The following is a 25148-nucleotide window of genomic DNA, read 5'->3' as shown; positions in this document are numbered from 1 at the left end:
GGGTTTAAGGGAGGAACTTAAATCTCCTTCGGTGGTTGAAATGACGCTGAGGATATTCGTGACCGGTCCGGCGGGAGTCGGGAAGACAACGCTCGTGGAGCGGGTTGCTAAAGAAGTCGATCGCTGGGGCTATCTCGTCGGCGGGATGATCACGAGAGAAGTGCGGAGGGGAGGAAGGCGCGTGGGATTTAAGATCACTGCCCTCGACACCGGAGAGGAGGGAACCCTGGCCAGCGTTAGGGGAACCTCGCACCTCCCAGGAGTCCCATTCGGGAAGTACGTCGTTCACGTCGATGAGATAAACCGCGTCGGTGTTTCGGCGATAAAACGCGCCCTTGTTGAGGCTGACCTGATTGTCATAGACGAAATCGGCCCGATGGAGTACAAGAGCGACGAGTTCATCCGCGTTGTGGGGGAAGTTCTGAAGTCAGAAAAGCCCCTTCTGGCAGTTGTCCACAGGAAGATGGCCGACAAGTTCCGCCCCCTTGGAAAGCTCTACACGCTGAGCGTCGAGAACAGAAACAGAGTCTTCGCTGAGGTAATGGACGAAGTTATGAAAGAACTGAAGGGAGTCAGAGATTGAGGCTGTCCTTGCAGCTCTCGCATATCCACTTCTCGCCGCCCTCGATGTAGACCTTGTAGAGCGGGCCATATTGGCCGCAGAGCTCGCAGATGCCGTAGACCTCGGTCTCCTCGCTGGTCTCCTCCTCGGCTCCGCTGGAGTAAGTGTTGAGCGCAGCTAGAAGGTCTGCCGCGGTGACGAAGCCTATCGGCCTTCCCAGTCTAGTAACGAGAAGCCTCCTGATGCCCTTGTCCATCATCTTGTCAATCGCGTCCTGAACCTCGTAGTCGTCCTCGATTGTTATTGGCTTCTTGGTCATGACCTCCTCGACCTTGACGGTCTTCGGATCGCGTCCCTTTGCGACGACCTTGTCGAGTATGTCGCGGTCGGTTATTATTCCAACGATCTCGTCGCCCTTAACCACAACGGCACTCCCTACCTTGTTCTTTGAGAGGATTCTGGCGACTCTGTGGACGGTGTCGTCCGGCTTGACGATGACTGCCTTCCTCTTAACCACTTGTCCCACGGCTATCCTAGGTGCCATTTTATCACCTCGCCAACGGGGGTTAGGAGAGAAACTTAAAAAGCTTTCTTCAAAGACGGCGCCTCAGGAAGTGTGAGGCAAGGAGAAACGTTAAGATGAACGCCGCAACGGCAAGAATTACTGGAAGGCTCGAACTTCCAGGGGCATGAGGAGAAACTGGGGTTATGGATGTTGTTGTCTGAAGCACCGCCCCGGTACTGGTGTTAGTTGCCATGGGTACCAGAGCCTTTTCTGGCGTTGACATAATGGTGAGGTTATTGGCTTCGTAGGCAATCTTCGATCCTGAACCGTTCATCGGAGTCAGTAGGTTGCGCGATACTGCGTACACACCCGCGGATATCAACCCGGCTATGCCGAGGCTGATGACATGAAGCCTCTCAAAGCCAAGAACGGCCTTCTTCTTAACCTTGGCTACGCTCTTCCTTGGGACGAGGAGAATGGGTCTATTGGAGGCTCGGTAGAGCTTAACCTCTTGGAGTCTCTTCCCGTACTTTTTCCCGGCCACCTCGATGAGTCCAACCTTAAGCATCTTGTCTATGTGATACGAGACGGTGGAAATTGGAAGGTCAAGTTCGCGCGATATCTCACTTATCGAGAGCGCCCGATCTTCCACGAGATGAAGGATGGCTATCGCTTTTTCGTTCATCAGAATCTGAGCAAGCTCCTTTGCCTTCTCATCGTGGATGTCTATTGTCTCATAGTCCAAGCGGCGCCACCTGGGGAGAATAGGGCACGGACGTATTAAAGCTTTTCACAGCTTCAAGCTCGCTTGAAGTCAACAGAAAGACGTGAGAGTAAAAGGAAAGGAAGCTTAAATTCACGGCTTCTCAAGGATGATCTCGATGGTCGAGGTGTTTGCGGTCCTGCCATCGGCAGTCGGGAGCTCCTCGGTGCCGATCTTGATCTCCTTGACCCTGACTTCTGGGAGGAACCTGTTCCTGACGATCTCAGCGACGTCAACGGCCCTGCTGATGGCCCTACCGCGAGCCTTGACGCTGACCTCCTTAGCGCCCTCGTTGAACTGGGTTATCACGGCGAGGACGTAGTTCATAACCGGCTTCTTTCCGATGTAGACGACGTGCTCCTCAGCCATTTCTGGCACCTCCGGAAATTTTGTCGTTAGCCTATCGTGGTGTTTCGGTTAAATACTTTTCGGTATTTTCCCAGCTTTATTGGACAATCCTGTGGCTTTAATGGATTAATCGAATGTTCATCCACACTCCTGCAAATTCATGTTAAGCGAAAGGTTTTAAGGCCTAAAAATTGCCATAGATCTGGTGATAATATGGCCGTTCATCCGATTGACTACCGCTACGGGAGCGAGGAAATGAGACGCATCTGGGATGAGGAGAATAAACTCCAAAAACTTCTCGACGTTGAGGCCGCTTTGGCGAGGGCCCATGCGAAGGTGGGCAACATCCCCGAAGAAAGTGCCCGGGTCATAAGCGAGAGGGCGAACACAAATTGGGTCAAGCTTGAGCGCGTCAAGGAGATTGAGGCCGAGATACACCACGACATAATGGCCGTCGTCAAGGCCCTTAGCGAGGTCTGCGGCGAGCACGGCAAATACGTCCACCTCGGCGCCACCTCCAATGACATAATAGACACCGCCAACGCTCTTCTCATCAAGGAATCTATTGCGATAATCGAGAAGGATCTTAAAGAGCTCCGCTCAATCCTCAAGAACCTCGCCGGGGAGCACAAGTACACCGTCTGCATAGGAAGAACCCATGGGCAACATGCTGTTCCTACTACGTACGGCATGAAGTTCGCGATATGGCTGGATGAGATACAGAGGCACTTGGACAGAATAGAGGAGCTGAAGGAAAGAGTCTTAGTTGGCCAGATGAGCGGCGCCGTCGGCACTATGGCGAGCTTTGGGAGTAAGGGGCTTGAGATACAGCGCCTCGTCATGGAAGACCTCGGCTTAAAACCTGCCAGGGTAAGCAACCAGATAATCCAGCGCGACGTCTATGCGGAGCTCATGATGGTTTTGGCGCTCATCGCCTCGACTCTTGACAAAATTGCCCTGGAGATAAGGAACCTTCAGAGGACAGAGATACTTGAAATCAGCGAGCCCTTTGGGAAGAGGCAGGTGGGCTCTTCAACAATGCCCCACAAGAGGAACCCCATACGGAGCGAGAAGGTAAGCGGCCTCGCCAGGGTTCTCTACTCCAACGTCATTCCTGCACTGCTCAACAACCCCCTATGGCACGAGAGGGATCTCACAAATTCCTCCGTTGAAAGGGTCATCCTCCCTGAGAGCTTTGTCCTGCTTGACGAGATGCTCAAGAGCATGAAGAAGGTCCTCTCAGGCCTGGAGTTCTTCCCGGAAAACATTAAGAGGAACCTCTACATGACTCACAACCTCATCATGGCAGAACCGCTGATGCTGAAGCTGACGGAGAAGGGGATGGGAAGACAGGAGGCGCACGAGCTCGTCAGGCAACTGGCGATGAAGGCGTTCTACGAGAAGAGGGACCTCATGGAGATCGCGAAGGAGAATAAAGAGGTCAGAAAGTTCCTCAGTGAGGACGACTTTGAGAGCCTGAAGCCGGAGAACTACATAGGCATGGCACCGCGGATAGTCGATGACGTAATTGCCCATATAGAGGAGAAAGAACGAAAAGAAGGGCTTTAATCCCTTTTTATTTGATTTAACGCCACAATGCTCTTTTTCGGATTCTGGGCCTGGTGATATCAAATGACTCTCAGATTTTTTACTAAATTTTTACTTATTAGCTTAATTATAATTATTTCTTGTTTTTATAGGTTTATTTTTAATATTTTAAATGTTTGTTTTTTATTATTGTTAAATATTAGTTAAAAATTACAATTTAAAAAATTAAATTTTAATGATTTTTGACCACTTGTCATAATATAAATGGGAACGGATGTGCAGGAGTGTTCATGCTGGTGGGATGGCGCTAGGGGAGCATTATCAACTGAGCTTCTCAGAGTGCCAAAAGTTTATTCTAAGATCGGGCTTTTATTGGACAAAACGGGATTACAATTAAAGGTGGTATACATGTGGCGCCGAAGTCCCGGCATCATGACTCCCGGTTTCGTCGAGACCCCTCATAAAACAGTAGGGGCCCAATAACGGCGGAACCTTATGGTTTTAAGTCTTTAGTTATCCCTACCACGATGGAGACCCTTACCCGCTGGTCAGTGCAGATTTAGGAATGTGGGAGGGATAGAATTCAAGCGCTGGGAGCTGGCGAAACGTGCGCATCCTTTGCCCTTTCTATGAACATTGTTGTACCTTAGTTTTGGATATAAGGCACATTATATCCAAAACCGACGTACATTAAGATACATTATCAAGCGAGTATGAGCTTAGATATAGCGCCGCGTTTGCTCCAATCTCTCATTTCTGTGCCCGCTCAAACAAAAGATCCGTTATGTAATTCGTTGCAGGTGTTGAAGGTCTTAAACCGGTGTATCCCCTGATGAAGTGAGCAATTGCCTTAAACGAATGGACAGCCGATAGAAAATCCAGTTGTAATGACGTAGCAGCAAGGGACGTCTGGGGGGAGTCTAGTGGAGAACGCTGGCCTCTCTCGGACGTCTCTCCAAGCTTGTCCAATAACAGCAATAACGCTCGAAGCTGGCGAGAAACAACACTCCCGCAGGTGTTCGTACTAGCTACAGCGGAACTTTCTCATCATTATGGTTATTATAGACTCCCCCTTCTTTTTCTTTTTTACTGGTTCACTGCACTTGTCACATCAGAGCTGTTCACTTTGCTACTCTTTCCGAATAACTATCGTAAATTTTTGGGATTTTTTACCATGATAAATTTGTTTTTAAAACTTTTATTTAACATTCATTATATTTATATCTACTATTGGATTTTTATAATTTTTTATCTTAGTGATTTTAATAGGATATTTAATATTTTTGTATTAACTTTTTATTATAATAAAAATTCACTAGAAACTTTGATAGATAAAGGAAGTTGTGAATTAGGTTAACCTAAATCTATAAATCGGCAGAAGAACAGGCGAATTGGCAAATATTCGGCAATAAGAACTGCTTTTAAGGGAATAACCAACTATAACTCTTCCTCGCCAAGAGTTTTTGGGACCTCGTTTCCCTGGGGTAAAATTATAAGTTCCCTTCCCTCAACCAGCATCTGGGCCACTTTTTTCCTTGCGGAGCTCAGCGCCCTCCACACGGTGCCGCGGGAAACTCCCATTCTCTTTCCAGCTTCTTCCTGTGTCAGCCCTTCGTGATCCACCAGCCTAAGGGCTTCGAATTCCTCGTAAGTCATGAAAATCGGTGGCTTGGGCTGGCCCATCGGGGGCAACGCGGGATAGAAATGTCTAACCTCCGGGACGAATCCTATCATCCTCAGCTTCCTTCTCCTTCCCCTTCCACGGCCCCAGCCGGGTCCCATTCCCATCGGCATGGCTATCAATGACCTTTGAGCTCTGGGGTTTATAGGCTTTCCCCTCCAGTAAGGGTTATAACTCTCTCCATCAAACCCTCGGTGGTGAGAGCTATGGGGTTTCACGTGACCGAGAGGAAGATAGGATGGCACAAGGACTTTGACAGCTCGCATTTCCTTGCCCTGCCCTACGAGAGCAAGTGCCTCCGGATACACGGGCACACTTACAACGTGGACGTCGAGATATGGGGTGACCTCAATGAGAACGGCATGATATTTGACTTCAACCACCTCAGCAGGCTTATCAAGCTCCTCGACCACAGGATCATCGTGAGCGAGAGCTGGGTGGTGGAGAGGAAAGAGGACATTATTGTCATAGAAAAGAATGGGAAACATATAGAACTGCCCGCCGATGAGGCAGTTATTCTGGATAAGCCCAACGTTACGGCAGAGTTCATAGCGGAGTGGTTCGCGGAGAGAATAGCGGAGAAGGCGGGAGATAACGTAGAGAAAATCCGTGTAAAAATCTGGGAAGACCCGCGGAGCTACGCCGAGGTAACCCTTGAGAAGTGACTGTTGGGCTGTTCTTTGTCTTCTCTATTTTCGCAACCCGTAAATAGAAAGACGTCGACTCTTCTTCGAGGCGATCTTATGAAGTGGGTGACCCGTGAACACGTCCACGTTGACCGCGTGGCGTGTCCCTGGCTTATAAAGCGTTTTATTGACCCCGAGGCGGAGTTTATCTTCGTGCCCCGCGATACAGACCCCGCAACAATCACCGAGGGAATACCCTTTGATTTTAAGGGGGTTGAGCTCGGTCATCACGATGGAAAATGCTCCTTCGATGCCTTCGTTGAGAAGTACAACATAACAGACCCCGCCGTTTTGAAGATTGCCGAGATAGTTCGGGAGGCCGACACTCACGTTGAGAATCCCTGGCCCCTGGCGGTTGCCCTCGATATACTCGCGAGAGGATACAGGATGATATGCAAGGATGACTATGAAACCCTTGAGAAGGAGTTTTACCTCTACGACGCCATGTACGCCTACTTTAAGAAGCAAATTGAGGAAGAAAAGGCTTAACAGCCCTTCTCCCTTTTTTCGGGGAGTGCCTCCTCGGTTCCACAGGCCTTGTAGACATTTGCAAGCATTTCTCTAGCCTTCTTTTTGAGCTCGCTGAAATACTCATCCTCGAAGGTTTCCTCTGCTTCGATCGTTAGCAGGTAGGCGGTTTTCATGTATGCCAAACCCAGCTCGCAGTCGAACCTTTCCGCAATTTTCTCCGCGATATCCACGAGGTAGCCGACAAATGAATGTAGGAGCCGCCTGTAATCGTTCTCGAAGCCGTTTTCGCTGAGCCAGCCTTTGAGGGTCAGAAAGACCTTAAACGCCGGCACTTCGACCTTTTCATCCCCGTAGCGGCGGTACCGGATGAGAAGGTACTGGAAGATTGAGATGAGAAACCTTCCAACGTCGGCCTTCGTTCCGCCGTTTCTCTCAACGAACTCCTCGAATTCCCTTAAGCCGCTTTTCCCGCTCTCGAAGAAGGCCATTAGCACCGCCGCGTAGGGTGTTGAGTACTGGGAGAAGTCAACCTCGTCGAATTCCGGAATCTCTGGAAAGACCCTCATTATCGCCCCTTTGATGTTCATTCTTTTCACCCAAACGGTTAAATCGAGGTGCGCTTATTAGCTTTGAGGTGAGTACCGTGAGGTTCTCGAGGGGGAGGAACTTCCTGTTCAGGGTTCCGGAGGGGGAGGAGCTCCTGAAGTTCATAAACGAGTTTGCAAAGAAAAACAACGTCTTGATTGGAACCGTCAGCGCCATTGGGAGTCTGAAAAACCCGAAAATAGGTTACTTCGATGAGGAAGCCGGGGAATACAAGGTCATCGAGCTGACGGGTACCTATGAGCTGGTCTCCCTGACGGGAAACATAAGCCTCAAAGATGGGGAACCCTTTGCTCACATTCACGTTGCTTTAGGAGACTCCGACGGCATGCTCTACGGAGGCCATCTCGTTGAAGGGGAGGTCTTTGTGGCTGAGGTCTTTATACAGGAGCTCCTTGGAGAACTCCTTGAGAGAAAACCGCAGGAGAACGGGCTGGCGCTGTGGGACGTGGAAGTCTGACCTCCTCCCGCCCTAAAGGGTGAGACTTTCAAGAGAAAAAAGTAAACGCCTGCCGGGACACATCAGTAACTTATGGAGAAGAGGGCTTATGCCCCTGACGTTTATTTTTGATTATCCTGAGCACTGCGGAGCAAAAAACCACAATCCCAAATCCCACTCAGGGTATCCAGGCCATTACCACCAGAGGCACCGATTTGGGCAACAGGTATGCAGTGAATGCTACAAAAATTCCCGTGAAGGCAAAAATTTTCCAGGGAATCTTGCCAGGTAGTAGAAGGTGCGTGGAGCTTCACGGGAAAAGTATTTCTTGGACTGTTCTCCGCCACCTGCACTTTGAACCGGACCGGTGGGTAGTATAAAAAAGAGACGCCACCTCAGAAGACTGAGTTAAGTCTTCCCCCATCGACCGGAATCATGGCGCCGTTTATGTAACTTCCAAGCTCGCTTGCAAGGAAGGCGACGAGGTAGCCTATCTCTTCCGGCTCGCCGAGCCTGCCGAGGGGTATCGGCTTCGCGTAGTCGGATAGGGCTTCCTCGACGGTCTTTCCTTCTCTCTCCGCCCTGTCCTTTGCAAGCTGTATCATCCTGTCGGTTCTTATTATTCCGGGCATTATGCCGTTGACGGTTATGCCCTTCGGCCCGAGCTCCTTCGCGAGTGTTCTCACTAAGCCGGCCATTGAAATCCTCACAACGTTGCTGAGAGCTATGTTCGGTATCGGCTCCCTTATGGCGACGCTGGTCGAGTAGATTATTCTTCCAAAGCCCGTTCTCTCCATCGCGGGGACGAGGGCTCTGGTGAGATAAACCGCTGGATAGAGGAGCAGCTCAACGGCCTTCTCCCAGTCCTCCATATTCATCTCCATGAAGTAGCCCGGCTTTGGGCCACCGGTTGAGAAGAAGAATACATCAGGCTCTCCGATGTCCACAATCTCTTTAACGGTTCTCTCAAGGTCTTCCCGCTTGGTTAGGTCGGCAACTATGTAGTGGACTTCAACGTCGCTCTCGGCTTTAATTTTCTCCATAGCTTTCTTCAGGTTTTCCTCGCTTCTCGATAGTAGTATCACGTCCGCTCCAGCTCTTGCCAGAACCCTCGCGACGCCGAAGCCGATGCCTTTGCTTGAGGCCGTTGTAAAGGCTAACCTACCGGAAAGGTCTATCCTGAGCATACCGATCACCGCTATTTGTTAATCCCTAGTCCCTAAAAACCCTGCTTTTAGGAGTGTTCCCATCAGGGAGTAGTGCCAGATTACCATAGCGAAAATTCCAATGAACTCGGCGATAGCAACGCCGCTGAAGGTATTAAACGCCCATCTCGCGAGGAGAACCTCGGCGGTGAAAAGCAAAACCGTGAAGGCTCCAAACTTCCGCATGCCTTCGAGCCATAGGCCGGCTCCTGTTATCAGATACCCGACGCTTCCGGCCAGAAAGAAACCCCAGCTGACGTGGTAGTGAGGCTCAGTCCCCTCCGGGAAGAGCGCCACCCCGGCCAAGAAGGCCAGTCCGATAATGAAGAGGGCAATTCCAAGCCTGAAAACCGTGTTTTTAACTTCATCAAACAGGCCTACCGCGTAATAAATGGCAAGGATCGCGGAGATGAATAACGGAACGTTCATCACCCAGCTGTACGGGAGGCCGACCTTTCCCAGGTCGCTTATCGCGTTGTCCGTGAGCCTCCACCAGGGGCGGTTTATCATGATTGCAACGCCTATCCCGCCAAGGGCTATTGGGGGAGAAAGAATGCCAGCCCACAGCTGGCCCTTTTTCATTCCCGGCCACCTCAAGCATCTTCGTGTTCTAGGTATAAGAAGTTACTCATTCCCGAAAAGGCACTATAATGGCTTTCCATGCGTTGAAAGGAGAAGAGACAAGGAGCAAACATGAAGAAAAGATTTACCGGTACACTCTTCCTGTTCCCCTGCCCATGCCTCTGCCCCTTCCTATGCCACGGCCCATTCCTCGTCCCATACCTCTTCCCATTCCTCCGCCGGCTCCACCTTCAGGACCAAAAACGGCCCCGGTGAGCTCACCCCTCAGGAAGGCTTCGACGGCTTCTCTGACGGTCATCGTGGCCGGGGCCGAGACCATCCTTATGCCAGCAGCTTGAAGTACTCCCGATGAGTTGGGCCCAAACTGACCCGCTATAACCACATCGGCACCATTGTCTATGACGAACTGCGCCGCGGTAACTCCTGCTCCCCTTGGTTGGCTGTAGCCCGGGTTCTGAACGACCTGGGCGCCGGTTATTTCTCCGTTTTCGACGTCAACTATCGTGAAGGTTGGTGTCCTCCCGAATGCCGGGTTCACCCTGTCATCGAGTCCTCCGTTTACGGTTGAGACTATGATCCTCATTCACATCACCTCCTGGAGAATTAGGAAAACCGAACTTAAAAAAGTTTGCATACGCTCAAAATGGCCTCCCCCAGGGCCTGGGCCTCAGGAATGACCTGAGGGCTAAGAGTACTATCAGACCCAGAGCGTATGGAAACGCCACGACGAACAACTTGAACAGGAAGCACAGGATTCCGATGAGGAAGAGCAGGTCGATTAGACCATAAGTGCTCCCGAACGGGTAAAATCCGTACCCCGGCCTGCCGTATCCTCTTCCCATTCCTCTTGGCATTCTCCTTCCTCCGATACGTTCTCAAAGCTCATGTCCATAAGGTAAAAATAAAGGGCTCACCACCAGCCGTAGAGCCAGCGGAGGGTTCTCCTGCTGGGCTGGCCGGTCCATGGGCAGTAGCCGAGCCTCGCTCCCCAGCCTCTGCCTCCTCTGCCCCATCCCCTTCCAAAGCCTCTGCCTCTTCCCCAGCCGCCACCGCGGCCCCAGCCAAAGCCGTAGCCGTAAGCGGGGTAGGCCGGGTAGGCAGGATACGGGCCGTAGGCCGGAGCTGGTACCGTTGGGGTTGCCGGAGCCGGTGCTACTGGAGCTGTGAACTGCCCAACGCTTCCACTCACGACTGCTTTTATTGCTTCTTCAACGGGTGTCCCCGGGGCGACCTGGTAGAGCCTTATCCCAGCTGCCTGTATGGCTCCGAGGGCGTTGGGGCCGACCTGCGGTGCTATCACCGCTTCGACGCCCTCGTTGATTAAGGTCTGGACGGCCATTGGCCCGGCTCCACCTCCTGCCATGGCGGCACCGTTCTGGATGACCTTGCTGTTGGTGACGTTGCCGTTTTCGTCAACATCCGCTATGAGGAAAGCCGGTGCCCTGGCAAAAACAGGGGCGACGGTATCTTCAAGTCCCCCTCCATTGGTGGGTATCGCGATTCTCATCTCAACCACCTCACTTTCGTTCTATTATTTTGTGCATATGCACAGCATTTAAAGTTTTCGGTTGCCCTAATCCCGCGGGCCCCAGCGATCTTCCCCATTGAGCATGATGCTGTGGTGGCCATAAGAAAAGTCATGATGCCGGGGCAGTGCGTGGGGGCTGCCTCACGCTGCTCTTTAATCGTATTTCCTTCTGGTGGCCTCATCGCAGATAACGTACTTCAGTTTTTCCTCCCAGTCTGGCGAGTCCCACGTGCCCAAAGCTTTGTGGGTCATGTAGTATTTCTGCGGAATGGGATGGGTTCCAAGGACGACCTTGAGGCCGTATTTCTCCTCGATGAACCGCTTGAAGTAGTCTATCCAGGGACAAGGGGGATAACCAACCAGAAAGCCCGTTGCGAGGTGGATCACCTCGGCACCGTTCTTTTTCATTTCCGCTGGGGCGTATTCAATGTTCCCTCCGGGGCAACCCCCGCAGGTGGTGTATCCGACAACCTCGACCTCCTGGTCCTTGTATATGCTGAAGGCTCCTTCGCGTTCCCTCAGCGCCCTAAAACACTTGCCGCCCGCGCAAGTGCGGTAGCGGTCGCAAATTATAATTCCAATCTTTACCATTTTCGGCATCTCCCTAAATGTTTAGACATACATCTTAACAAAAAAGTTGGCTTAAAGTTTTTGTATGGATGCCGTTTGCTCATCCGTGACTCAGGGGATAAAATCGACTACCCCTTCACGAACCTGCCGTCATCCTTGGCCTCTGGAAGCTTGTGAACGTTTCGCTCCAGCCAGCCCTTTCTCTCAACGTCCCTTATGTCGAACTCCGGAACGTATGGCTTTATGTCGAGCAGGGGCGTTCCGTCAACTATGTCGATATCTTCAACCTGGAGCATGTTCCCCTCGACGCCGGTGAGTCTCACTATCGAGATGCCTATCGGGTTCGGTCTGCTGGGGGCACGGGTGGCGAAAACCCCGTGTTCCTCGTCGTCCATGTAGGGCCTAACGAGGAGCTTTCCTGGCTCCACAAGGTGGAAGTGGTAGATTAATATGATGTGCGAGAACCCCTCGATGTCCTTCAGTCCGGATGCGTACTCCGGGAAGACCTCAACGGTTCCTCTGACCCCTTTCGCCGCCGAGGGCTGTATTGGAACGCCCTTTGGCTCATTGAACGGGCTGTGGATGACTCCAATGGGTCTGTATGAGATCTCTCAATTCTATCCCCCAGTTCCCATTTGAATGCGACCTTAAATCCTTTTGCACTATTGATCAGCCACTCTCTCCCCGGAAGTACGCGGCGTTGGTTAAGCTATCTTGTTTTACTTTAAGCTCTTTTGTTTACGTAAACGTTTAAATTCGAACTTCAAACTTCTTTTCGGGTGGTCTAATGAGGGGTGTCAAGGCGCTGTTCCTCATCCTGGTACTCGTCGGGGCGGTTCTTGCGGCAGGCTGTATGGGCTCTACAAACGCCTCGGAAGATAGGAAGTCCTTTGAGGGTCAAACCCTCACCGTCTGCTCCGGAGCGGGTCTAATGAAGCCGATGAACGAGCTGATAAGCCTCTTCGAGAACGAGACTGGCGCGAAGGTTGAGGTGCACTACGGCGGGAGCAGTGAAATCTTCGGCGTCCTGCAGACGACCTGCGGCTGCGACGTTTTCATCCCCGGGGCCTGGTACTACACGGAGGGGGCGATGAAGAAGGGCTACATCCTCAACGGTACCGTCAGAGACATCACGGAGCACATCCCGGTTATAGTGGTTCCGCAGGGCAACCCGAAGGGGATTCATTCTCTCGAAGACCTCGCGAAGCCGGACGTTAGAGTCGTCCTCGGCGACCCGAAGGCTGCTGCAATCGGCAAGGTCTCAAAGAAAATCCTCGAAAAGAACGGTCTCTGGGATGAAGTGAAGCCCAACGTCGTGGTTTTCACGCCGACCGTCAATCAGCTTCTCATCTATATATCCACCGGACAGGCCGATGCTGCGATAATCTGGGAGGATATGGTTACGTGGGCGCAGTCCAGGGGCAAAATTGAGGTTGTCCAGATACCACGGGAGCAGAACTCGATTAAGACGATTCCAACCGCGGTAACGACCTGTGCGGAGAAGGACGGCCACATTGAGGTCGCGAAGACCTTCAACGAGTTCGTAGCGAACCACGCAGAAATCTGGAAGAAGTGGGGGTTCAGGCCATGGAAAGGCTGAGCTTCAGAGCTTTGACGATTTTCGTGGCCTTTCTTTTCACGTTTTTCCTCTTCGTGGCGATAGCGACGCTCTTCTTCGTGCCCAGGCCGGCGGAAATCCTTGAGGCACTGAAATCGGAGGAGATGGTTTGCTCCCTCAAACTCTCGCTCATAACGGCATCAATCTCAACCCTTCTCGTCATCCTCATCGGGATCCCCATAGGCTACGCCCTCTCTCGCTTCGACTTCCCCGGGAAGAGTGCGGTCAAGTCAATCCTCGACCTGCCGATGGCCTTTCCAGAGCTTGTCCTCGGTCTCGCTCTGCTCCTCCTCTTCGGCAGGACTGCCCTTGGGGATGCCCTGAGCGCCCTTGGGATAAATGTGGTCTTCACGAAACTCGGCATAGTTGTGGCCCAGTTCTTCACTGCTCTGCCCTATGCCGTCAGGGTGATCTACACGACCTTTGAGGGGATAAGTCCGCGCTACGAGCTTGTCGCGAGGAGCCTCGGCTACTCCGAGTTCGAGACCTTCAGGAAGGTGACCCTGCCTATGGCCAAGGATGGCCTTTTCGCCTCGACGATAATCTCGTTCGCGCGTTCAATGGGCGCCTTCGGTGCCGTCCTGATACTCGCCGGCGGGAGCTACATGAACACCGAGATACTGCCGGTGACGCTCTACCTCAATATCTCCTACGGCAACATCGGCATGGCAATAACAAGCGGAATCGTCCTCGTCGTGGTCTCATTCCTCGCGATACTCATCTTCGAGAGGCTGGAGGGTGATGAGCATGGCCCTGTTAGAGGTTGAAAACCTGGGCATAGACCTCGGGGACTTCCACCTCAGGGACGTTTCGCTCTCGGTTGAGGAGGGGGATTACCTGACAGTCATCGGGCCAACGGGAGCGGGAAAGTCAGTCCTCCTTGAGGCTATAGCGGGCTTTTACCCCCTCCTTTCCGGCAGGGTACTCCTCGACGGCCGGGACGTGACGAAAGAACCGCCGGAGCGGAGAGGAATAAGCATAGTCTATCAGGACTACATGCTCTTCCCCCACATGACTGTCTTCGACAACATCGCCTTCGGCCTTAGAAAGAGGCTCCCCACGGGGGAAATCGAGAGGGAAGTGAGTCACATCGCTCGCGAGCTCCACATCGAGCATATTCTCCACCGGAAGCCCGGAACGCTGAGCGGCGGAGAGCAGCAACGCGTTGCCCTCGCGAGGGCCCTCGTCGTCAGGCCTAAGGTTCTCCTCATGGACGAGCCCTTTTCCGCCCTGGATTCGAAGACGAGGGAGAGACTCCGCTCGCTGGTGAAGGGGGTCATAGCGGAGTACGGCACGACGGTGATCCACGTCACCCACGACTTCGAGGACGTCTTCGCCCTGGCAAAGCACGTCGCCGTGATGAGGGACGGCAGAATCGTCCAGTTCGGAACACCTGAGGAAGTCTTTTCAAGGCCCGGAGATGAGTTCATAGCCGATTTCGTCGGGACGAACCTGCTCCGCGGAACCGCCGGGAGGAAACGCGATGGTCTTACCGCGGTTAGAGTCGGCGACGTAATCCTCTACACCTCGGACGAAGCGGAGGGGGAGGTTATCCTCTCCCTACGGCCGGAGGAGATAATACTCGCGAGGGAGCCCGGCGAGTGCTCCGCCCAGAACGTGGTTCCCGTAATGATTGAGTCCATGGAAAGACGGGGTCAGCTCGTCTGGCTCTCTCTGGTCTCGGACGGCCTTTCGCTCCGCGCGGTGGTGACGCCGAACGCCGTGGAGCTCCTCAAAATAAGGCCTGGAGAAAAGTTCTACGCCCTCTTCAAGGCGAGTGTGCTGAGGGTGATTGGGTGAATCCGTGATCCTCCCGTGCTTTTTTCCTTCCTCCAAAGTTCGGACGAACCCTGGTCAGAACGTTAACTGATTATCCATTTTTGAACCGTAATGTTTAAAGTGTGTATAATTCACATCAAAAGTGGAATTAGGTTAGGCTAATCTAACTCGGAGGTGGTTTCGGTGCTCGTGAAACTCGGGATTCCCTGGATCGGAGGGATAATCCCCAGGGGGTTTCCTTCCAACACTTCGACGCTTGTGAGCGGTCCCGGCGGCTCTGGAAAGCCCCTCATCGGATATATCTTCGCTTCCGGCTGGCTTAAGAACGGCGGGAACGTGGTTTTCCTGCTGACGAGTACGACGCTTGAGTACCTGAGAAACACTATGGGTCTCCTCGGCGCCGACCTGGACGACTACGGGAGCAGGGTCTTCTTCGTGGAGCTCGATCCAGGCATAGAGGGCATTGAGATCGTCTCGGACGAGCACATCAGGGCGAACTTTGTAAAGCCTGAGATATGGGACGAGGCGCTTGCGCTGGCGAGCGTTTACCTCAGCAACGTACCGAAAACGATAGCCCCCCTCGGAACGATGGTCGTCGGCGCCGCCCTCAACCTGCTGTTCTTCTCCCCGACCTACGGAAGGGCCATTCACAGGAAGATAATGGATACACTAGCGTCGAACAAAACAAAAACGTACTTCTTCACGGTCAACACCGACGTTTTCAGGGATATGGTGGAGGAGCTTGAGGGGGCCGCGGACAACCTTATGTTCAGCAGGATGGAGAAGCCCATGAGGCTCTTCTTGAGAGTCGAGCGGGTGAAGTGGGCGCCCTTTGAGCGGAAGGAGGTCGAAGTTCCCCTTTCTCGTGAAATCCTTGATGAAATCAGGGAAGAGGCGGAGAGGGGTAAGAAGAACCTCATTCCCGCGATAAAGAGGCTGTGAGGTGGGAGCATGAGGTTCGGCTTTTGGGGGTTTGAGTTCGAGCTTCCCGCCTTTACCCTTCTTTCCGGCCCGATGGCCGCGGCGAAGCCCCTCTTCGCCCAGAGATTCATCGTCGAGTTCCTGAATGTGCACCCGGAGTATGACGTCCTCTACTTTGCGACCAGTTCACCGGTCTGCGGCGTTCTCAGGAACCTGCGAATTTTTGGCATGGACGACGAGGGAATCCGCGGGATAACCTTTCTCGACTACCAGCCCTCGTGCGCCCAAGTCGAAAGGGCGGACGCCGGCTACTACATCGGCAACTTCTCGGAGCCGGAGCAGCTGAAGCGCGCCCTCGACATGGCTGATCAAAAAAGCATAGTCGTTATTCCGTCGTTTACTCTCCTCCTGATCGGAAGCGGGGAAAAAGAGCGGCTGGTGGATGTTCTCCTGGATTGGCTTGGAAGGGAGAGGGTTGTATCCTTCGTGGCCGTCAACTCTGCGATGTTTGGGGACCACAACAGGAAACTCGCCGAGAACGCGGATAACGTCCTTGAGTTCCTTAAGAGGAGGGATGAAGTTTACATCAGGCCGTTGAAGTTCCGCGGAAGCGCGCCTCGGGAGGATATTCCCTTCGAGTTCCCGCGCGAAATGTTCGAGGGGACCAAGAAGGAGGTCGCCGAAAGAACGGCGAGGATAATCCGTGAAAAGAAGGTGGGAAGATGATCCTCATAGACGAATACTTCAGGCATTACCCCGCCCGGAAAAAGGTCGCCGAGTTCCTGCTCAGGCACGGTATCGAAATCCGCAACGGTTCGATGCTCCTTGACGGGGTCGAGCTCCCCATAACCGAGGTTGCGAGGGCGACGGGGGTGACGAGAAAGGTCGTGTACCTCACGGTTGAGACTATAGAGAACACTAACGCCCTCCGGCTTCTCTTTGAGAGGCTCCGCCCGGAGCTGAGAATCGAGGATCTCGCCCCCGCCATGAACTGGGAGGTGCTGGAGCTCAAACTGGCGGATGATGATGGAAGGGCATTGCCCGCCGTGCTGGACGTCCTTTTGAGGGACGGGAACAGGCCGATATCGGTCAGGTTCGGGAACCTTCCGGGGGAAGCGCCGTACTTCTCCATCGTCGTGGAGAGGCCGATAAGCGGGGAGGCGATTTCCAAGATCGAGGGGATAGGCGGAATCGAGAGGATGCTCATAAAAACCCCGGAAAAAGTCAAGACGAAGCTGGTGTGTACCTTCTGTGAGGTCAAGTACTGTCCGAGGAGGCTCTCTGGGGGCGTGGAAATTGCGGATTAGGGGCTTTGAGGGGCTCCGGGATGGAAGCCTTCAAAATGGAGCTGATATTTGGGTGTGATGTTATGCGGATCCTCGTCCTCAACGACAATACCCCAGGAAAGGGCTTCCTCAACGACTGGGGCTGGAGCGTTCTGGCTGAGGGAAAAAGCCGCTTCATATTTGATGCGGACACTAAAAGGGAGATTCTCCTCCATAATTCCAAGGTACTGGGTCTCTCTCTTCAAAACCTTGATTTCGCTGTGCTAAGCCACTGGCACTACGACCACTACGGCGGTTTCCCCATAGTAGGGGAGCTGAATCCGGGAATTCCTCTCTACGCCCCGCCGGGAAACGGGACGATGGTGAGACAATGGGGGCTCCGGGTTAGGGAGGTGGCAAAGGCCGGTGACCTTGAGGCCGGGGTTTGGACTTCGGGGCCCTTAAACGGTTTTGAGCAAGCTATCGGGGTTGAAACTCCTTCAGGCCTCGTTGTCATCGTTGGCTGTTCCCATCCGGGCGTTGATGGGCTCACCAAGGCGGTCCTTGAGGTTTCTGGCTATGGGAAAGCCCACCTCGTAATTGGTGGTTTTCATTACCCCTCGGCCAGGACTCTCGATAGGTTGTCGGAGTTGACTGAGTTCATAGCTCCTGCCCACTGTTCTGGGGAGGATGCGAAGGCGTACGTGCGGAGGAAATATCCTGAAAAGTTCATTGGAGTGAGAACGGGGAGTGTTCTGGAAATCTAAGCACCCCTTAACAAAAATTTAAAGAAAGAGGTGATGTCCCATGGCGTGGAAAGTTGTTTCACTCTCGAGATACCCTCGGGACGTCTTTAACCGGGAGGTATGAAAAAATCGAAAGCACCCCAAGGATGAGGTATGAAGTCACGTCATCCAGTGGGTCCCAGCCCGCGAAGTCCTCGCTGTGAATGATGTAGGTCTCGATCGCATCGGCCCCCATGGTGAGCAACGCAAGGCCACCCAGCGCCATCCCAAGCAGTGCCCCCACGTAGATGTAAGCCACAGCCCTTCCGTCGTTTTCGAGGGCCCTCTTGAGGCCCACTAAATAGACCGCGCTTATCGTAATGAGTGCAAGGCCCGCGAAGAGGTCGCCCGTTGGAGATACTCCAAGCTTTATTTTCCACCCCAGCCAGCTCAGACTTTCGATGACACCGTAGATCAGGTAGAGGAGGCCAAAGATGGCTCCGATGATCTCTATGGTTTTGAGATCCACTTTGCCCTTCATGCCAGTACACCCCCTATTCCAACTATCGCGAGGGCCACGAGATAGGCCAAGATTATCTCGTACGCCACTGCGAACAGGGCCCACTTCCAGCCCGCTTCACCCTTTATGACGGCGATTGTTGCCACACAGGGCACGTATATCAGCGAGAACGCCATGAAGGCGTAGGCTGTAACGGGGGTAAAGGTTCCACTCGCCGCTATCGCATGCGATACTGCTGTTTCTTCCCCACCAACGCCGTAAAGCACACCGAGTGTTCCAACGACTATCTCCTTTGCTATGAAGCCGAAGAACAGCGCTACCGCTGCCTTCCAGTCCCAGCCCATCGGGCTGAAGAGCGGCTGAAGGGCATGGCCGAGCACTGCTACCCACGATTTGACCAACAGCTCGCCGTTTTCAAGTGCCTCCGAGCCGAGGTAGCCACTTGGCCCGGTAACCGAGAGCAGCCAGACGACCACTACTCCCCCGAAGATCACAGTTCCAGCCTTCTTCAGGAACTTCTCAGTTCTCGCCCACGTAGCGCCAAGGATTCCCCTCCAGTTTGGCCTGTTGTACGGGGGAAGCTCCATTATGAAGTAGGACGGCTCGCCCTTGAAGATCAACTTCCTGAAGAGCCACGCTATCACCAGCGCGAGGCCTATCCCGAGGAGGTACATGCTCGTTATCACCGTTCCCTCCTTCCCTGCAAAGAAGGCCCCTGCGAAGACGGCGTAAATGGGGAGCCTCGCCGGGCAGGACATCAGAGGGTTCACGAGTATCGTTAGAATTCTGTCCTTTTCGTCTTCGAGCGTTCTTGTGGCCATTATAGCCGGAACGTTGCATCCAAAGCCCATTATCATCGGTATCACGGACTTTCCGTGGAGGCCGAAGCGGTGCATGACCCTGTCCATAACGAAGGCCGCCCTCGCCATGTACCCGCTGTCCTCAAGCCACGAGAAGGCCAGGAACAGGAAGGCTATCGGCGGCAGGAACACAAGGACGCTTCCGAGGCCCGCTATGATTCCGTCCCTCAGGAGGGAAGCCAGGGCATCGTTGGCTATGTGGGAGCCAACGGCATCGCCGAGCCAGCCAAAGAACCAGTCTATGATGTCGCTGAACGGAGCGGATACGTCAAAGGTGAACTTGAAGGTTGCCCACATGATGCCTATGAATATGGGTATGCCGAGGTACTTGTGGGTGAAGACCTCGTCGAGCATCTCAGAGAAGGTCATCCTCTCCTCGCGCGCCACTATCGCCCTCTTGGTGATCTGATCGATTAGCCCATACCTCCCGTCGGCGAAGGCCAGCTCAAGGTCCTCGTACTTTCTCTCAAGTTCCTTCTTTACGTTTATCAGCTCCTTCATTACCTCGTCCCTTTTCTCGCTGCCCTCGATGATGCCCCTGATGCCCTCATCCCCTTCGAGGAGCTTTATGGCGAGCCACCGCGGGTTGTAGTCCCCCGCGAGCTTCCCGTCGAGTTCTATTACCTTTACGAGGCGTTCTATGTAAGGCTCGAAGTTCGGATACCTCAGCGTTTTTGGCTTCCTTCCGAGGTTCTCGGCGATGGCCTTCTTGATCTCCTCTATCCCCTCCCCCTTGGAGGCGACCATCGGGACAACGGGAACACCCAAGGCCTCCTCAAGTCTCTTAGGGTCTATCTTGATGCCCTTCTCCTCGGCCAGATCAACCTTGTTCAGGGCCACTACTACATTGGCCCCTATTTCGAGGAGTTGCAGGGTTAGGTAGAGGTTGCGCTGAAGGTTGGACGCGTCAACGATGTCCACAACGAGGTCGGGTTTTTCGCGGACTATGAAGTCCCTCGCTATCTTCTCGTCTATGGAATAAGCCGTCAGCGCGTAGACGCCCGGCAGGTCAACCACGTGGAATTTCCTGCCCCTGTACTCTAATTCGCCCTCCTTCTTCTCGACGGTGACGCCTGGCCAGTTGCCAACGTGCTGCTTCAAACCGGTTAGAGCGTTGAAAATCGTCGTTTTACCGACGTTGGGGTTTCCAATTAAAGCTATTACGGTTTCACCCATCATTCCACCTCCACGAGGATTTTCATCGCGAGCCCCCTACCGAGGGCGATTTGGGTGTCGTCAACGGCCACTATCAGCGGGCCGGCCATCTGGTTTCTAACGACCCTAACTTCCCTCCCCGGGACGAGGCCGAGTGCCGTGAGCCTCGCGAAGACGCCCTTGCCCCCCACTATCTGGACGATCCTTGCCTTTGCACCCTCGTTGAGAAAGCTAAGGGGTGCCATTCACTCCACCTCGATGAACCTTGCTTCGTCTTTCCTCAACGACAGCTTGTAGCCGCGAACCTCAACCGCTATGGGGTCCCCGAGTGGGGCCCTCTTCAGAACCTTGATCTTCGTCCCCCTGCTAATCCCCATTGCCATAAAGCGGGCCTTTGGTCCGCCGGTTATTTCTTTGACTTTGACGGTTCTCCCAGGCTCAACTTCGCTCAGCTTCATACTCCCACCTCCATGTACATTCATGTGTATTCCACTTAGGTTTTCCTAATAATATCCGAGTAGGCTAACCGAACAATCCCTTAAATAGCTTTCTATTTGTAAAATTAACCTTGGAAGTTTGAAACCCAAGAATTGGGTTAGGCTAACCTAACTAAAATGCCTTGAAATGTTCATTTTTTCATGGCTGAAAACAGAGAGAATTGGTTCGAATAAGGTCCCATAATAGTTCCGAAGGGGAAACAAAGCCACAGATCTGTTCCTTTCTCAGTTTTCGTTCATATGCACGGATTAAAATTTAAAAACTTTTGGGTGATGGTTTTTAGTTATTCTCGGATTCCAAGGAATTCCCACAGCCTCTTAAAGAACTCCGTTTTTCTTCCTTTCTCAGTTACGAAGCGGAGAATTCTCAGCTCTTCGAGGGCCTCACCGTCAATGCTCACCTTTTTCCCTGCTTCCTTTACGTCTCTGCTCTGGGCGAGTGCTCTAACGACCTTCCAGCCCTCTGGAAAAAGACCGTTGAAGTAAGCCCTAAGCCACTTCTCATCAATCGAGCGGACGAAGAGTTCTCCCTCGCGAGAGATGGTAGTAGGTGTGGTGCTTGTGGACCTCGAAGGCCTTCTTAAAGCGCGCTTTGCTCCGCTTTACCGCGCTCCCCGGGTCGCGTTCTATCAGGCCGATTTCAAGGAGGTCGCCGATTGCATCTGTTATGAGTTCAACCGGAAGGCCGCTTATCTTGGCCATCATCTTGGCGTAATCAACGCCCGCCCTCTTTAGATGGATCAGGATGTAGAGGTGAACGGGGAGAAGCTCAAATCCTCGGTATGAACCTGGGCGTTTTTCTCGCGTAGCTTTTCCACCCATCGCCGAACCTCTCCGCTAAGGCTCTTTCCTCCTCCCCTATAAACCTCACCACCGCGAGCCAGTAGACGAGTGGTAGGCCCAGCATAAAGCCTCCGATGGCGAGCGAGAAGCCGGGAAGGATAAGAAAGCCCCAGATTGAATAGATAGGATGTCTGATCCTGGAGTAGCACCCCGTTGTGAGCAGCTCGCCTTTCTGATAGGCCATTGAAACTTGGAAATAGCAGAGGAGCCAGAGTGCTATGCCAACTGTGAGAAGGGCAATTCCCATACTGGAAAACCTGATAAATGGTCTGGAGAGCTTCGAGTTCAGGTAAAATGCGAGGAGCGCGTAGGGAACCGCGAAAAGGGAAACCTTGGGAACTATCCCAAGGAACCTCATCGCTCACTCCTCTATCGGCGGCTTTTCGGCCTTTTTGGCCTGAACTTGGGTATAGAGGTCGTCGAAGTTCTCAGAAACGCGCTGGAGAGCCACCTTCAAATCCCTCGTCCTCGTGAAGAAGGCCACCTTGTTGGTCTTGTCCCGTATTCTCAAAAAGTTCGGCCCCATTCTGAAGGCCGCTAAAACGTCAACGTCGAGGAGCTGACTAACAACCGCCTTGAACTTCCTGGGGTCGCCATGGCCTTCATCATGCTCCTCGAAGTCCTTAGCTTTATTGTGCCTCTTTTCGAGCAGCTTAACGCTACCATCTTCGCAGACCTCGTATATCGCGAAGAACTCCGAGTCCCCGTAGTGGGCATCTATGAGCGTCTCATCGTTTTCCATTCCAAACGCGACCTTCAGGCACCTCATGAGCATCACCGTTTTGAGCGTATGCACAAAGCTTAAAAGCTTTTAGGTTAGCCTAATTCCTGGAGGTGAGAGCTTGCAGATAGCTGTGAGTGGTGGAAAAGGTGGCACCGGAAAGTCAACGGTCGCGATTAACCTGGCGATAGCGCTTAAAGAGCACTACGACCTTGTCCTGGCGGACCTTGATGTTGAAGCTCCCAACGACCACCTTCTCCTAGGCGTGGAGCTGGCCAGCGAGGAGCCGGTTGAACTGTTCATGCCGCGCTTCGACTATGGGAAGTGCACCCGGTGCAGGAAGTGCGCCGAGGTCTGCGAGGAGCACGCGATAATAACCATGCGCGACGGGACGCCCTTCCTGATGCCGAACCTCTGCTCCGGCTGCGCCGCCTGTGAGATAGTCTGTCCGGTTCCAGGGGCGATTCTGCCGGGCAAGAAGCTGATGGGGCACACTTATCTTACAGAGACTCCCTACGGCTTCCCACTCGTCACGGGAAGGCTCCTTGAGGGTGAGGAACGAGCGATGCCGATAGTTTCGAGGGCCAAGAAGCGCGCTCAGGGGCTTGGTAAGGAACTTCTGATGGTCGATACCGCCGCGGGGACGAGCAACACGGTATCGAAGGCCCTTGAGGATTCGAGGCTCATCATAGCCGTCACCGAGCCGACACCCCTAGGCATTCACGACGGCGAGCTGATTCTGAAACTCGCGAAGCTGATGAATGTTCCCGCGATGGTCGTTGTGAACCGCTCGGACCTCGGTGACGTGGGCAAGGTGCGCGAGATTGCCGAGAAGTACGATGCAGAGGTAATCGCGGAGATTCCGTACAGCGAGAACATCATAAGGAGCTACGTTGAGGGGAAGCCAATAGTCCTGACGGATTATCCCGAAGCGGGGCTCTTCAGGGAGATTGCTTCCAGGGTCGTTGAGTTCCTCGGAGGTGGTGAGTGATGCAGATAGCGATAGCGAGCGGCAAGGGCGGCGTTGGGAAGAGCACCATCACCGCTTCGCTTCTCTATCTGCTAAAGGACGAGTACCGTTTCGTTGCCGTTGATGCCGATGCAGACGCGCCGAACCTCGACCTGCTCCTCGGCGTGGAGCGCTGGGAGGAGGAGAGGGAGCTGATAGGTGCAAAGGTGGCAAGGATAAATGTGGAGAGCTGCATAAGGTGCGGTATCTGCCAGGAGCGCTGCCCCTACGACTGCATCAAGGTTATTGACGGGGACTACGTTGTCAGCGAGCTGACCTGTGAGGGCTGCAACGTCTGCGGCTTGGTATGCCCCGTTCCGGGGACGATAACGCTGGAGGAAGTCCGCTCCGGCGTGGTGAGGAAAACAATGACGCGCTACGGCTTTCCTCTTATCTCTGCCCAGCTCGACGTTGGAAGGCCTAACAGCGGAAAACTCGTCACAGAGGAGAAGGAGTGGGCGAAGAAGCTCATGGGCGAGCTCGGTCTTGAGCACATGATAGTGGACAGTGCAGCTGGCATAGGTTGCCAGGTCATAGCGAGCATAGGCGGGGCGGATTTGACGATACTCGTGGCTGAGCCAACACCAGCTTCCCTCAGCGATGTCCAGAGGGCCTACAAGGTCGTCCAGCACTTCAGGCAACCGGCTTACCTCATCATCAACAAGGCCGACTTCAACCCCGGCTTTACTGCCCTAAGGGGGTGGGCCGAAGCTGAGGGAATCCCGATACTCGGCGAGATACCCTACGACAGGGCCATTCCGAGGAGCATGAGCATGCTTAAGCCCTTCGTCGAGGCCTTTCCGGACTCGAAGGCTGCCGAAGCGATGAGGGAGATAGCGGAGAGGGTCAGGGAAGAGATACTTAAGTGATCAGGGGACTCTCCCCAGGGGAAGCCCCACCTCTTTCCCATTTGTCACCACTGCGATTTTTGTGGAGATTGGAAGACCCTCTTGCTCGTTTACAGTACCGTTGAAAAAAACCACGAAATATCCGTAAGAGCCGTCAGTTTCAATTCCCACGGAGTTTGCAGTGTCCACTACTAAGGGGGCAAATTCTCCCTTCCCATCTCCCTCGCAGGAGCCTATCTCTTCTCCGTTTTCTGTGCGGTGCCAGCACCTCCAAGCTATCTCTCCGGTAGTGTTGATGATGTCAAGGTTCTCTGGATAGAAGAGTGAGATGCCCTCAACCTTCTCCACCGCTGCGGGGTTTGACAGATAGTACAGGAACACGACCGCTTTTCCGTCCATCTCCATGTAAATCATGCCGTAGAGGACGTCGAAGTCCTTGGAGTCTGTGGCAACTTCTCTGATTGGGGGAACGGAGAGGTAGAATTTTTCCACATGCCACCCAGAAGAGCTGCTAACGATCTTAGAGCAGTTGGCAAAGGAGTAGGCGTACCTCTGATAGACCCTTCTTACCTTTCCATCCTCGGCCAGTTTGTGTAGCACGGCGAGCGGGTAGTTGGGGTCAAGCGAGGCATTGAATGACTTCATCAGAACAGTCGCGAGGTTTTCAGGATCGTCCACTTCCTTGGCCCACTCTTCAACGTATGCTGGATTCACGAAGGGGCATATCGTGTACGAGATATGATTCGGTAGTTGGACGTTTTCACTGGGATTTCGGGAGTCTGAGAGGGATACGATGAGCCCGGCTGCAATAACGAGAATCATTCCAACAATCAGCAGCTTCCCGAAGTTCATGATGATCACGTAATTTCATCCTATATGCTGTAAATAAAGTTTTT

At 53.3% G+C, this 25148-nt stretch carries 34 protein-coding genes; 14 read left to right on the top strand and 20 right to left on the bottom strand.

Features of this window, described 5'->3' with window-relative positions; genetic code table 11:
• Positions 1 to 40: 40 nt before the first annotated feature.
• Positions 41 to 583: an NTPase gene (locus E3E25_RS06660; protein WP_167892744.1), complete on the top strand. Its 543-nt coding sequence runs from the start codon at positions 41 to 43 to the stop codon at positions 581 to 583.
• On the opposite strand, the gene E3E25_RS06655 is transcribed toward E3E25_RS06660, so the two are convergent.
• From E3E25_RS06655 to albA, 3 genes are all read right to left on the bottom strand, one after another.
• Positions 573 to 1106 (bottom strand): cyclic nucleotide-binding/CBS domain-containing protein, encoded by a 534-nt coding sequence (locus E3E25_RS06655; RefSeq protein WP_167892337.1) that lies wholly within the window; start codon positions 1104 to 1106, stop codon positions 573 to 575. The two genes, E3E25_RS06660 and E3E25_RS06655, sit on opposite strands and share 11 nt — an antisense overlap.
• A gap of 49 nt (positions 1107 to 1155) precedes the next feature.
• A complete protein-coding gene (locus E3E25_RS06650; RefSeq protein WP_167892336.1) occupies positions 1156 to 1812 on the bottom strand; it encodes a transcriptional regulator in 657 nt (218 codons plus the stop codon).
• Between the two features lie 111 nt (positions 1813 to 1923).
• The gene (gene albA / locus E3E25_RS06645; RefSeq protein WP_012571890.1) at positions 1924 to 2199 is read right to left on the bottom strand and encodes a DNA-binding protein Alba; all 276 of its coding nucleotides are present in this window, start codon (positions 2197 to 2199) and stop codon (positions 1924 to 1926) included.
• Positions 2200 to 2391: 192 nt separating this feature from the next.
• Here albA and purB point away from each other — a divergent pair, with 192 nt between their 5' ends.
• Positions 2392 to 3747, top strand: coding sequence for an adenylosuccinate lyase (purB, locus tag E3E25_RS06640; RefSeq protein ID WP_167892335.1), 1356 nt, complete (start codon positions 2392 to 2394; stop codon positions 3745 to 3747).
• Positions 3748 to 5163: 1416 nt separating this feature from the next.
• Here purB and E3E25_RS06635 read toward each other — a convergent pair.
• Complete coding sequence (locus E3E25_RS06635; RefSeq protein WP_167892334.1) at positions 5164 to 5520, bottom strand: DUF134 domain-containing protein; 357 nt, start codon at positions 5518 to 5520, stop codon at positions 5164 to 5166.
• Between the two features lie 93 nt (positions 5521 to 5613).
• Between E3E25_RS06635 and E3E25_RS06630 the strand changes: the two genes are divergently transcribed.
• Together E3E25_RS06630 and E3E25_RS06625 are read left to right on the top strand one after the other, a co-directional pair.
• The gene (locus E3E25_RS06630; RefSeq protein ID WP_167892743.1) at positions 5614 to 6072 is read left to right on the top strand and encodes a 6-carboxytetrahydropterin synthase; all 459 of its coding nucleotides are present in this window, start codon (positions 5614 to 5616) and stop codon (positions 6070 to 6072) included.
• 78 nt (positions 6073 to 6150) lie between these two features.
• On the top strand, positions 6151 to 6582 hold the full coding sequence (locus E3E25_RS06625) for a chromate resistance protein ChrB domain-containing protein (RefSeq protein ID WP_167892333.1): 432 nt from the start codon (positions 6151 to 6153) through the stop codon (positions 6580 to 6582).
• Here E3E25_RS06625 and E3E25_RS06620 read toward each other — a convergent pair.
• Entirely contained in the window at positions 6579 to 7151 is a 573-nt protein-coding gene (locus E3E25_RS06620) for a hypothetical protein (protein WP_167892332.1), read from the bottom strand. The genes E3E25_RS06625 and E3E25_RS06620 overlap by 4 nt on opposite strands.
• A gap of 56 nt (positions 7152 to 7207) precedes the next feature.
• Between E3E25_RS06620 and E3E25_RS06615 the strand changes: the two genes are divergently transcribed.
• Positions 7208 to 7627 (top strand): PPC domain-containing DNA-binding protein, encoded by a 420-nt coding sequence (locus E3E25_RS06615; RefSeq protein WP_167892331.1) that lies wholly within the window; start codon positions 7208 to 7210, stop codon positions 7625 to 7627.
• A 374-nt stretch (positions 7628 to 8001) separates the two neighbouring features.
• Here the strand turns inward: E3E25_RS06615 and E3E25_RS06610 are convergent, their stop codons facing one another.
• The 7 genes from E3E25_RS06610 to tsaA all read right to left on the bottom strand — a co-directional run bounded on the left by E3E25_RS06610 (position 8002) and on the right by tsaA (position 12099).
• Complete coding sequence (locus tag E3E25_RS06610; RefSeq protein ID WP_167892330.1) at positions 8002 to 8793, bottom strand: SDR family oxidoreductase; 792 nt, start codon at positions 8791 to 8793, stop codon at positions 8002 to 8004.
• A gap of 18 nt (positions 8794 to 8811) precedes the next feature.
• Positions 8812 to 9393: a DUF998 domain-containing protein gene (locus tag E3E25_RS06605; protein ID WP_167892329.1), complete on the bottom strand. Its 582-nt coding sequence runs from the start codon at positions 9391 to 9393 to the stop codon at positions 8812 to 8814.
• Positions 9394 to 9517: 124 nt separating this feature from the next.
• Positions 9518 to 9976, bottom strand: coding sequence for a NifB/NifX family molybdenum-iron cluster-binding protein (locus tag E3E25_RS06600; protein ID WP_167892328.1), 459 nt, complete (start codon positions 9974 to 9976; stop codon positions 9518 to 9520).
• A 55-nt stretch (positions 9977 to 10031) separates the two neighbouring features.
• Positions 10032 to 10247: a hypothetical protein gene (locus E3E25_RS06595; protein WP_167892327.1), complete on the bottom strand. Its 216-nt coding sequence runs from the start codon at positions 10245 to 10247 to the stop codon at positions 10032 to 10034.
• A gap of 56 nt (positions 10248 to 10303) precedes the next feature.
• The gene (locus E3E25_RS06590) at positions 10304 to 10900 is read right to left on the bottom strand and encodes a NifB/NifX family molybdenum-iron cluster-binding protein (protein ID WP_167892326.1); all 597 of its coding nucleotides are present in this window, start codon (positions 10898 to 10900) and stop codon (positions 10304 to 10306) included.
• A 174-nt stretch (positions 10901 to 11074) separates the two neighbouring features.
• Positions 11075 to 11521 carry a CGGC domain-containing protein gene (locus tag E3E25_RS06585; RefSeq protein WP_167892325.1) on the bottom strand — a complete coding sequence of 149 codons (447 nt, stop codon included), beginning with the start codon at positions 11519 to 11521 and terminating at the stop codon, positions 11075 to 11077.
• 98 nt (positions 11522 to 11619) lie between these two features.
• On the bottom strand, positions 11620 to 12099 hold the full coding sequence (tsaA, locus tag E3E25_RS06580; protein WP_167892742.1) for a tRNA (N6-threonylcarbamoyladenosine(37)-N6)-methyltransferase TrmO: 480 nt from the start codon (positions 12097 to 12099) through the stop codon (positions 11620 to 11622).
• A 179-nt stretch (positions 12100 to 12278) separates the two neighbouring features.
• On the opposite strand from tsaA, the gene modA reads away from it, so the two are divergent.
• From modA to E3E25_RS06545, 7 genes are all read left to right on the top strand, one after another.
• Entirely contained in the window at positions 12279 to 13091 is an 813-nt protein-coding gene (gene modA, locus E3E25_RS06575) for a molybdate ABC transporter substrate-binding protein (RefSeq protein ID WP_167892324.1), read from the top strand.
• The gene (locus E3E25_RS06570) at positions 13079 to 13876 is read left to right on the top strand and encodes an ABC transporter permease (RefSeq protein ID WP_167892323.1); all 798 of its coding nucleotides are present in this window, start codon (positions 13079 to 13081) and stop codon (positions 13874 to 13876) included. The genes modA and E3E25_RS06570 overlap by 13 nt, the downstream gene beginning before the upstream one ends.
• Positions 13851 to 14909, top strand: coding sequence for an ATP-binding cassette domain-containing protein (locus E3E25_RS06565; RefSeq protein WP_240910749.1), 1059 nt, complete (start codon positions 13851 to 13853; stop codon positions 14907 to 14909). The genes E3E25_RS06570 and E3E25_RS06565 overlap by 26 nt, the downstream gene beginning before the upstream one ends.
• A 162-nt stretch (positions 14910 to 15071) precedes the next feature.
• Positions 15072 to 15830: an ATPase domain-containing protein gene (locus E3E25_RS06560; RefSeq protein WP_167892322.1), complete on the top strand. Its 759-nt coding sequence runs from the start codon at positions 15072 to 15074 to the stop codon at positions 15828 to 15830.
• Between the two features lie 9 nt (positions 15831 to 15839).
• Positions 15840 to 16535 (top strand): hypothetical protein, encoded by a 696-nt coding sequence (locus E3E25_RS06555; RefSeq protein ID WP_167892321.1) that lies wholly within the window; start codon positions 15840 to 15842, stop codon positions 16533 to 16535.
• Positions 16532 to 17116, top strand: coding sequence for a regulator of amino acid metabolism, contains ACT domain protein (locus tag E3E25_RS06550; RefSeq protein WP_167892320.1), 585 nt, complete (start codon positions 16532 to 16534; stop codon positions 17114 to 17116). Before E3E25_RS06555 ends, E3E25_RS06550 begins: the two co-directional genes overlap by 4 nt.
• Positions 17117 to 17178: 62 nt before the next feature.
• A complete protein-coding gene (locus tag E3E25_RS06545; protein ID WP_167892740.1) occupies positions 17179 to 17841 on the top strand; it encodes an MBL fold metallo-hydrolase in 663 nt (220 codons plus the stop codon).
• 58 nt (positions 17842 to 17899) lie between these two features.
• Here E3E25_RS06545 and E3E25_RS06540 read toward each other — a convergent pair whose 3' ends face one another.
• From E3E25_RS06540 to E3E25_RS06510, 7 genes are all read right to left on the bottom strand, one after another.
• Positions 17900 to 18340, bottom strand: coding sequence for a hypothetical protein (locus E3E25_RS06540; protein ID WP_167892319.1), 441 nt, complete (start codon positions 18338 to 18340; stop codon positions 17900 to 17902).
• Positions 18337 to 20355, bottom strand: a complete 2019-nt coding sequence (gene feoB / locus E3E25_RS06535; RefSeq protein ID WP_167892318.1) for a ferrous iron transport protein B — start codon at positions 20353 to 20355, stop codon at positions 18337 to 18339. The genes E3E25_RS06540 and feoB overlap by 4 nt, the downstream gene beginning before the upstream one ends.
• The gene (locus tag E3E25_RS06530; RefSeq protein WP_167892317.1) at positions 20355 to 20579 is read right to left on the bottom strand and encodes a FeoA family protein; all 225 of its coding nucleotides are present in this window, start codon (positions 20577 to 20579) and stop codon (positions 20355 to 20357) included. Before E3E25_RS06530 ends, feoB begins: the two co-directional genes overlap by 1 nt.
• Positions 20580 to 20792, bottom strand: coding sequence for a ferrous iron transport protein A (locus E3E25_RS06525; RefSeq protein WP_167892316.1), 213 nt, complete (start codon positions 20790 to 20792; stop codon positions 20580 to 20582). It abuts the gene before it with no gap.
• Between the two features lie 543 nt (positions 20793 to 21335).
• Complete coding sequence (locus tag E3E25_RS11580; RefSeq protein ID WP_240910748.1) at positions 21336 to 21653, bottom strand: DUF2250 domain-containing protein; 318 nt, start codon at positions 21651 to 21653, stop codon at positions 21336 to 21338.
• On the bottom strand, positions 21601 to 22032 hold the full coding sequence (locus tag E3E25_RS06515) for an isoprenylcysteine carboxylmethyltransferase family protein (RefSeq protein ID WP_167892315.1): 432 nt from the start codon (positions 22030 to 22032) through the stop codon (positions 21601 to 21603). Before E3E25_RS06515 ends, E3E25_RS11580 begins: the two co-directional genes overlap by 53 nt.
• A 3-nt stretch (positions 22033 to 22035) precedes the next feature.
• Complete coding sequence (locus E3E25_RS06510) at positions 22036 to 22443, bottom strand: NifB/NifX family molybdenum-iron cluster-binding protein (protein ID WP_167892739.1); 408 nt, start codon at positions 22441 to 22443, stop codon at positions 22036 to 22038.
• A 73-nt stretch (positions 22444 to 22516) separates the two neighbouring features.
• On the opposite strand from E3E25_RS06510, the gene E3E25_RS06505 reads away from it, so the two are divergent.
• Both E3E25_RS06505 and E3E25_RS06500 read left to right on the top strand, forming a co-directional pair.
• The gene (locus E3E25_RS06505) at positions 22517 to 23386 is read left to right on the top strand and encodes a P-loop NTPase (protein WP_167892314.1); all 870 of its coding nucleotides are present in this window, start codon (positions 22517 to 22519) and stop codon (positions 23384 to 23386) included.
• Positions 23386 to 24273, top strand: a complete 888-nt coding sequence (locus E3E25_RS06500) for a P-loop NTPase (RefSeq protein WP_167892313.1) — start codon at positions 23386 to 23388, stop codon at positions 24271 to 24273. The genes E3E25_RS06505 and E3E25_RS06500 overlap by 1 nt, the downstream gene beginning before the upstream one ends.
• Here the strand turns inward: E3E25_RS06500 and E3E25_RS06495 are convergent, their stop codons facing one another.
• Entirely contained in the window at positions 24274 to 25113 is an 840-nt protein-coding gene (locus E3E25_RS06495) for a hypothetical protein (RefSeq protein WP_167892312.1), read from the bottom strand.
• Positions 25114 to 25148: the final 35 nt, after the last annotated feature.

Origin of the sequence: Thermococcus sp. MAR1 (genome assembly GCF_012027305.1) — an archaeon.
In the GTDB taxonomy this organism is placed as follows: domain Archaea; phylum Methanobacteriota_B; class Thermococci; order Thermococcales; family Thermococcaceae; genus Thermococcus.
This window is presented reverse-complemented; position numbering and strand designations above follow the sequence as displayed.

Bases quoted from the DNA above. Each gene is read 5' to 3' on its own strand.
- E3E25_RS06610 (WP_167892330.1), bottom strand. From the start codon at position 8,793: ATGCTCAGGATAGACCTTTCCGGTAGGTTAGCCTTTACAACGGCCTCA.
- E3E25_RS06620 (WP_167892332.1), bottom strand. From the start codon at position 7,151: ATGAACATCAAAGGGGCGATAATGAGGGTCTTTCCAGAGATTCCGGAA.
- feoB (WP_167892318.1), bottom strand. From the start codon at position 20,355: ATGGGTGAAACCGTAATAGCTTTAATTGGAAACCCCAACGTCGGTAAA.
- E3E25_RS06510 (WP_167892739.1), bottom strand. From the start codon at position 22,443: ATGAGGTGCCTGAAGGTCGCGTTTGGAATGGAAAACGATGAGACGCTC.
- modA (WP_167892324.1), top strand. From the start codon at position 12,279: ATGAGGGGTGTCAAGGCGCTGTTCCTCATCCTGGTACTCGTCGGGGCG.
- E3E25_RS06595 (WP_167892327.1), bottom strand. From the start codon at position 10,247: ATGCCAAGAGGAATGGGAAGAGGATACGGCAGGCCGGGGTACGGATTT.
- E3E25_RS06545 (WP_167892740.1), top strand. From the start codon at position 17,179: ATGCGGATCCTCGTCCTCAACGACAATACCCCAGGAAAGGGCTTCCTC.
- E3E25_RS06555 (WP_167892321.1), top strand. From the start codon at position 15,840: ATGAGGTTCGGCTTTTGGGGGTTTGAGTTCGAGCTTCCCGCCTTTACC.
- E3E25_RS06525 (WP_167892316.1), bottom strand. From the start codon at position 20,792: ATGAAGCTGAGCGAAGTTGAGCCTGGGAGAACCGTCAAAGTCAAAGAA.
- E3E25_RS06530 (WP_167892317.1), bottom strand. From the start codon at position 20,579: ATGGCACCCCTTAGCTTTCTCAACGAGGGTGCAAAGGCAAGGATCGTC.
- purB (WP_167892335.1), top strand. From the start codon at position 2,392: ATGGCCGTTCATCCGATTGACTACCGCTACGGGAGCGAGGAAATGAGA.
- E3E25_RS06585 (WP_167892325.1), bottom strand. From the start codon at position 11,521: ATGCCGAAAATGGTAAAGATTGGAATTATAATTTGCGACCGCTACCGC.
- E3E25_RS06590 (WP_167892326.1), bottom strand. From the start codon at position 10,900: ATGAGAATCGCGATACCCACCAATGGAGGGGGACTTGAAGATACCGTC.
- E3E25_RS06600 (WP_167892328.1), bottom strand. From the start codon at position 9,976: ATGAGGATCATAGTCTCAACCGTAAACGGAGGACTCGATGACAGGGTG.
- E3E25_RS11580 (WP_240910748.1), bottom strand. From the start codon at position 21,653: ATGGGTGGAAAAGCTACGCGAGAAAAACGCCCAGGTTCATACCGAGGA.
- E3E25_RS06570 (WP_167892323.1), top strand. From the start codon at position 13,079: ATGGAAAGGCTGAGCTTCAGAGCTTTGACGATTTTCGTGGCCTTTCTT.
- E3E25_RS06630 (WP_167892743.1), top strand. From the start codon at position 5,614: ATGGGGTTTCACGTGACCGAGAGGAAGATAGGATGGCACAAGGACTTT.
- E3E25_RS06565 (WP_240910749.1), top strand. From the start codon at position 13,851: ATGAGCATGGCCCTGTTAGAGGTTGAAAACCTGGGCATAGACCTCGGG.
- E3E25_RS06515 (WP_167892315.1), bottom strand. From the start codon at position 22,032: ATGAGGTTCCTTGGGATAGTTCCCAAGGTTTCCCTTTTCGCGGTTCCC.
- E3E25_RS06625 (WP_167892333.1), top strand. From the start codon at position 6,151: ATGAAGTGGGTGACCCGTGAACACGTCCACGTTGACCGCGTGGCGTGT.
- E3E25_RS06540 (WP_167892319.1), bottom strand. From the start codon at position 18,340: ATGAAGGGCAAAGTGGATCTCAAAACCATAGAGATCATCGGAGCCATC.
- E3E25_RS06635 (WP_167892334.1), bottom strand. From the start codon at position 5,520: ATGCCGATGGGAATGGGACCCGGCTGGGGCCGTGGAAGGGGAAGGAGA.
- E3E25_RS06655 (WP_167892337.1), bottom strand. From the start codon at position 1,106: ATGGCACCTAGGATAGCCGTGGGACAAGTGGTTAAGAGGAAGGCAGTC.
- E3E25_RS06605 (WP_167892329.1), bottom strand. From the start codon at position 9,393: ATGAAAAAGGGCCAGCTGTGGGCTGGCATTCTTTCTCCCCCAATAGCC.
- albA (WP_012571890.1), bottom strand. From the start codon at position 2,199: ATGGCTGAGGAGCACGTCGTCTACATCGGAAAGAAGCCGGTTATGAAC.
- E3E25_RS06500 (WP_167892313.1), top strand. From the start codon at position 23,386: ATGCAGATAGCGATAGCGAGCGGCAAGGGCGGCGTTGGGAAGAGCACC.
- E3E25_RS06660 (WP_167892744.1), top strand. From the start codon at position 41: ATGACGCTGAGGATATTCGTGACCGGTCCGGCGGGAGTCGGGAAGACA.
- E3E25_RS06550 (WP_167892320.1), top strand. From the start codon at position 16,532: ATGATCCTCATAGACGAATACTTCAGGCATTACCCCGCCCGGAAAAAG.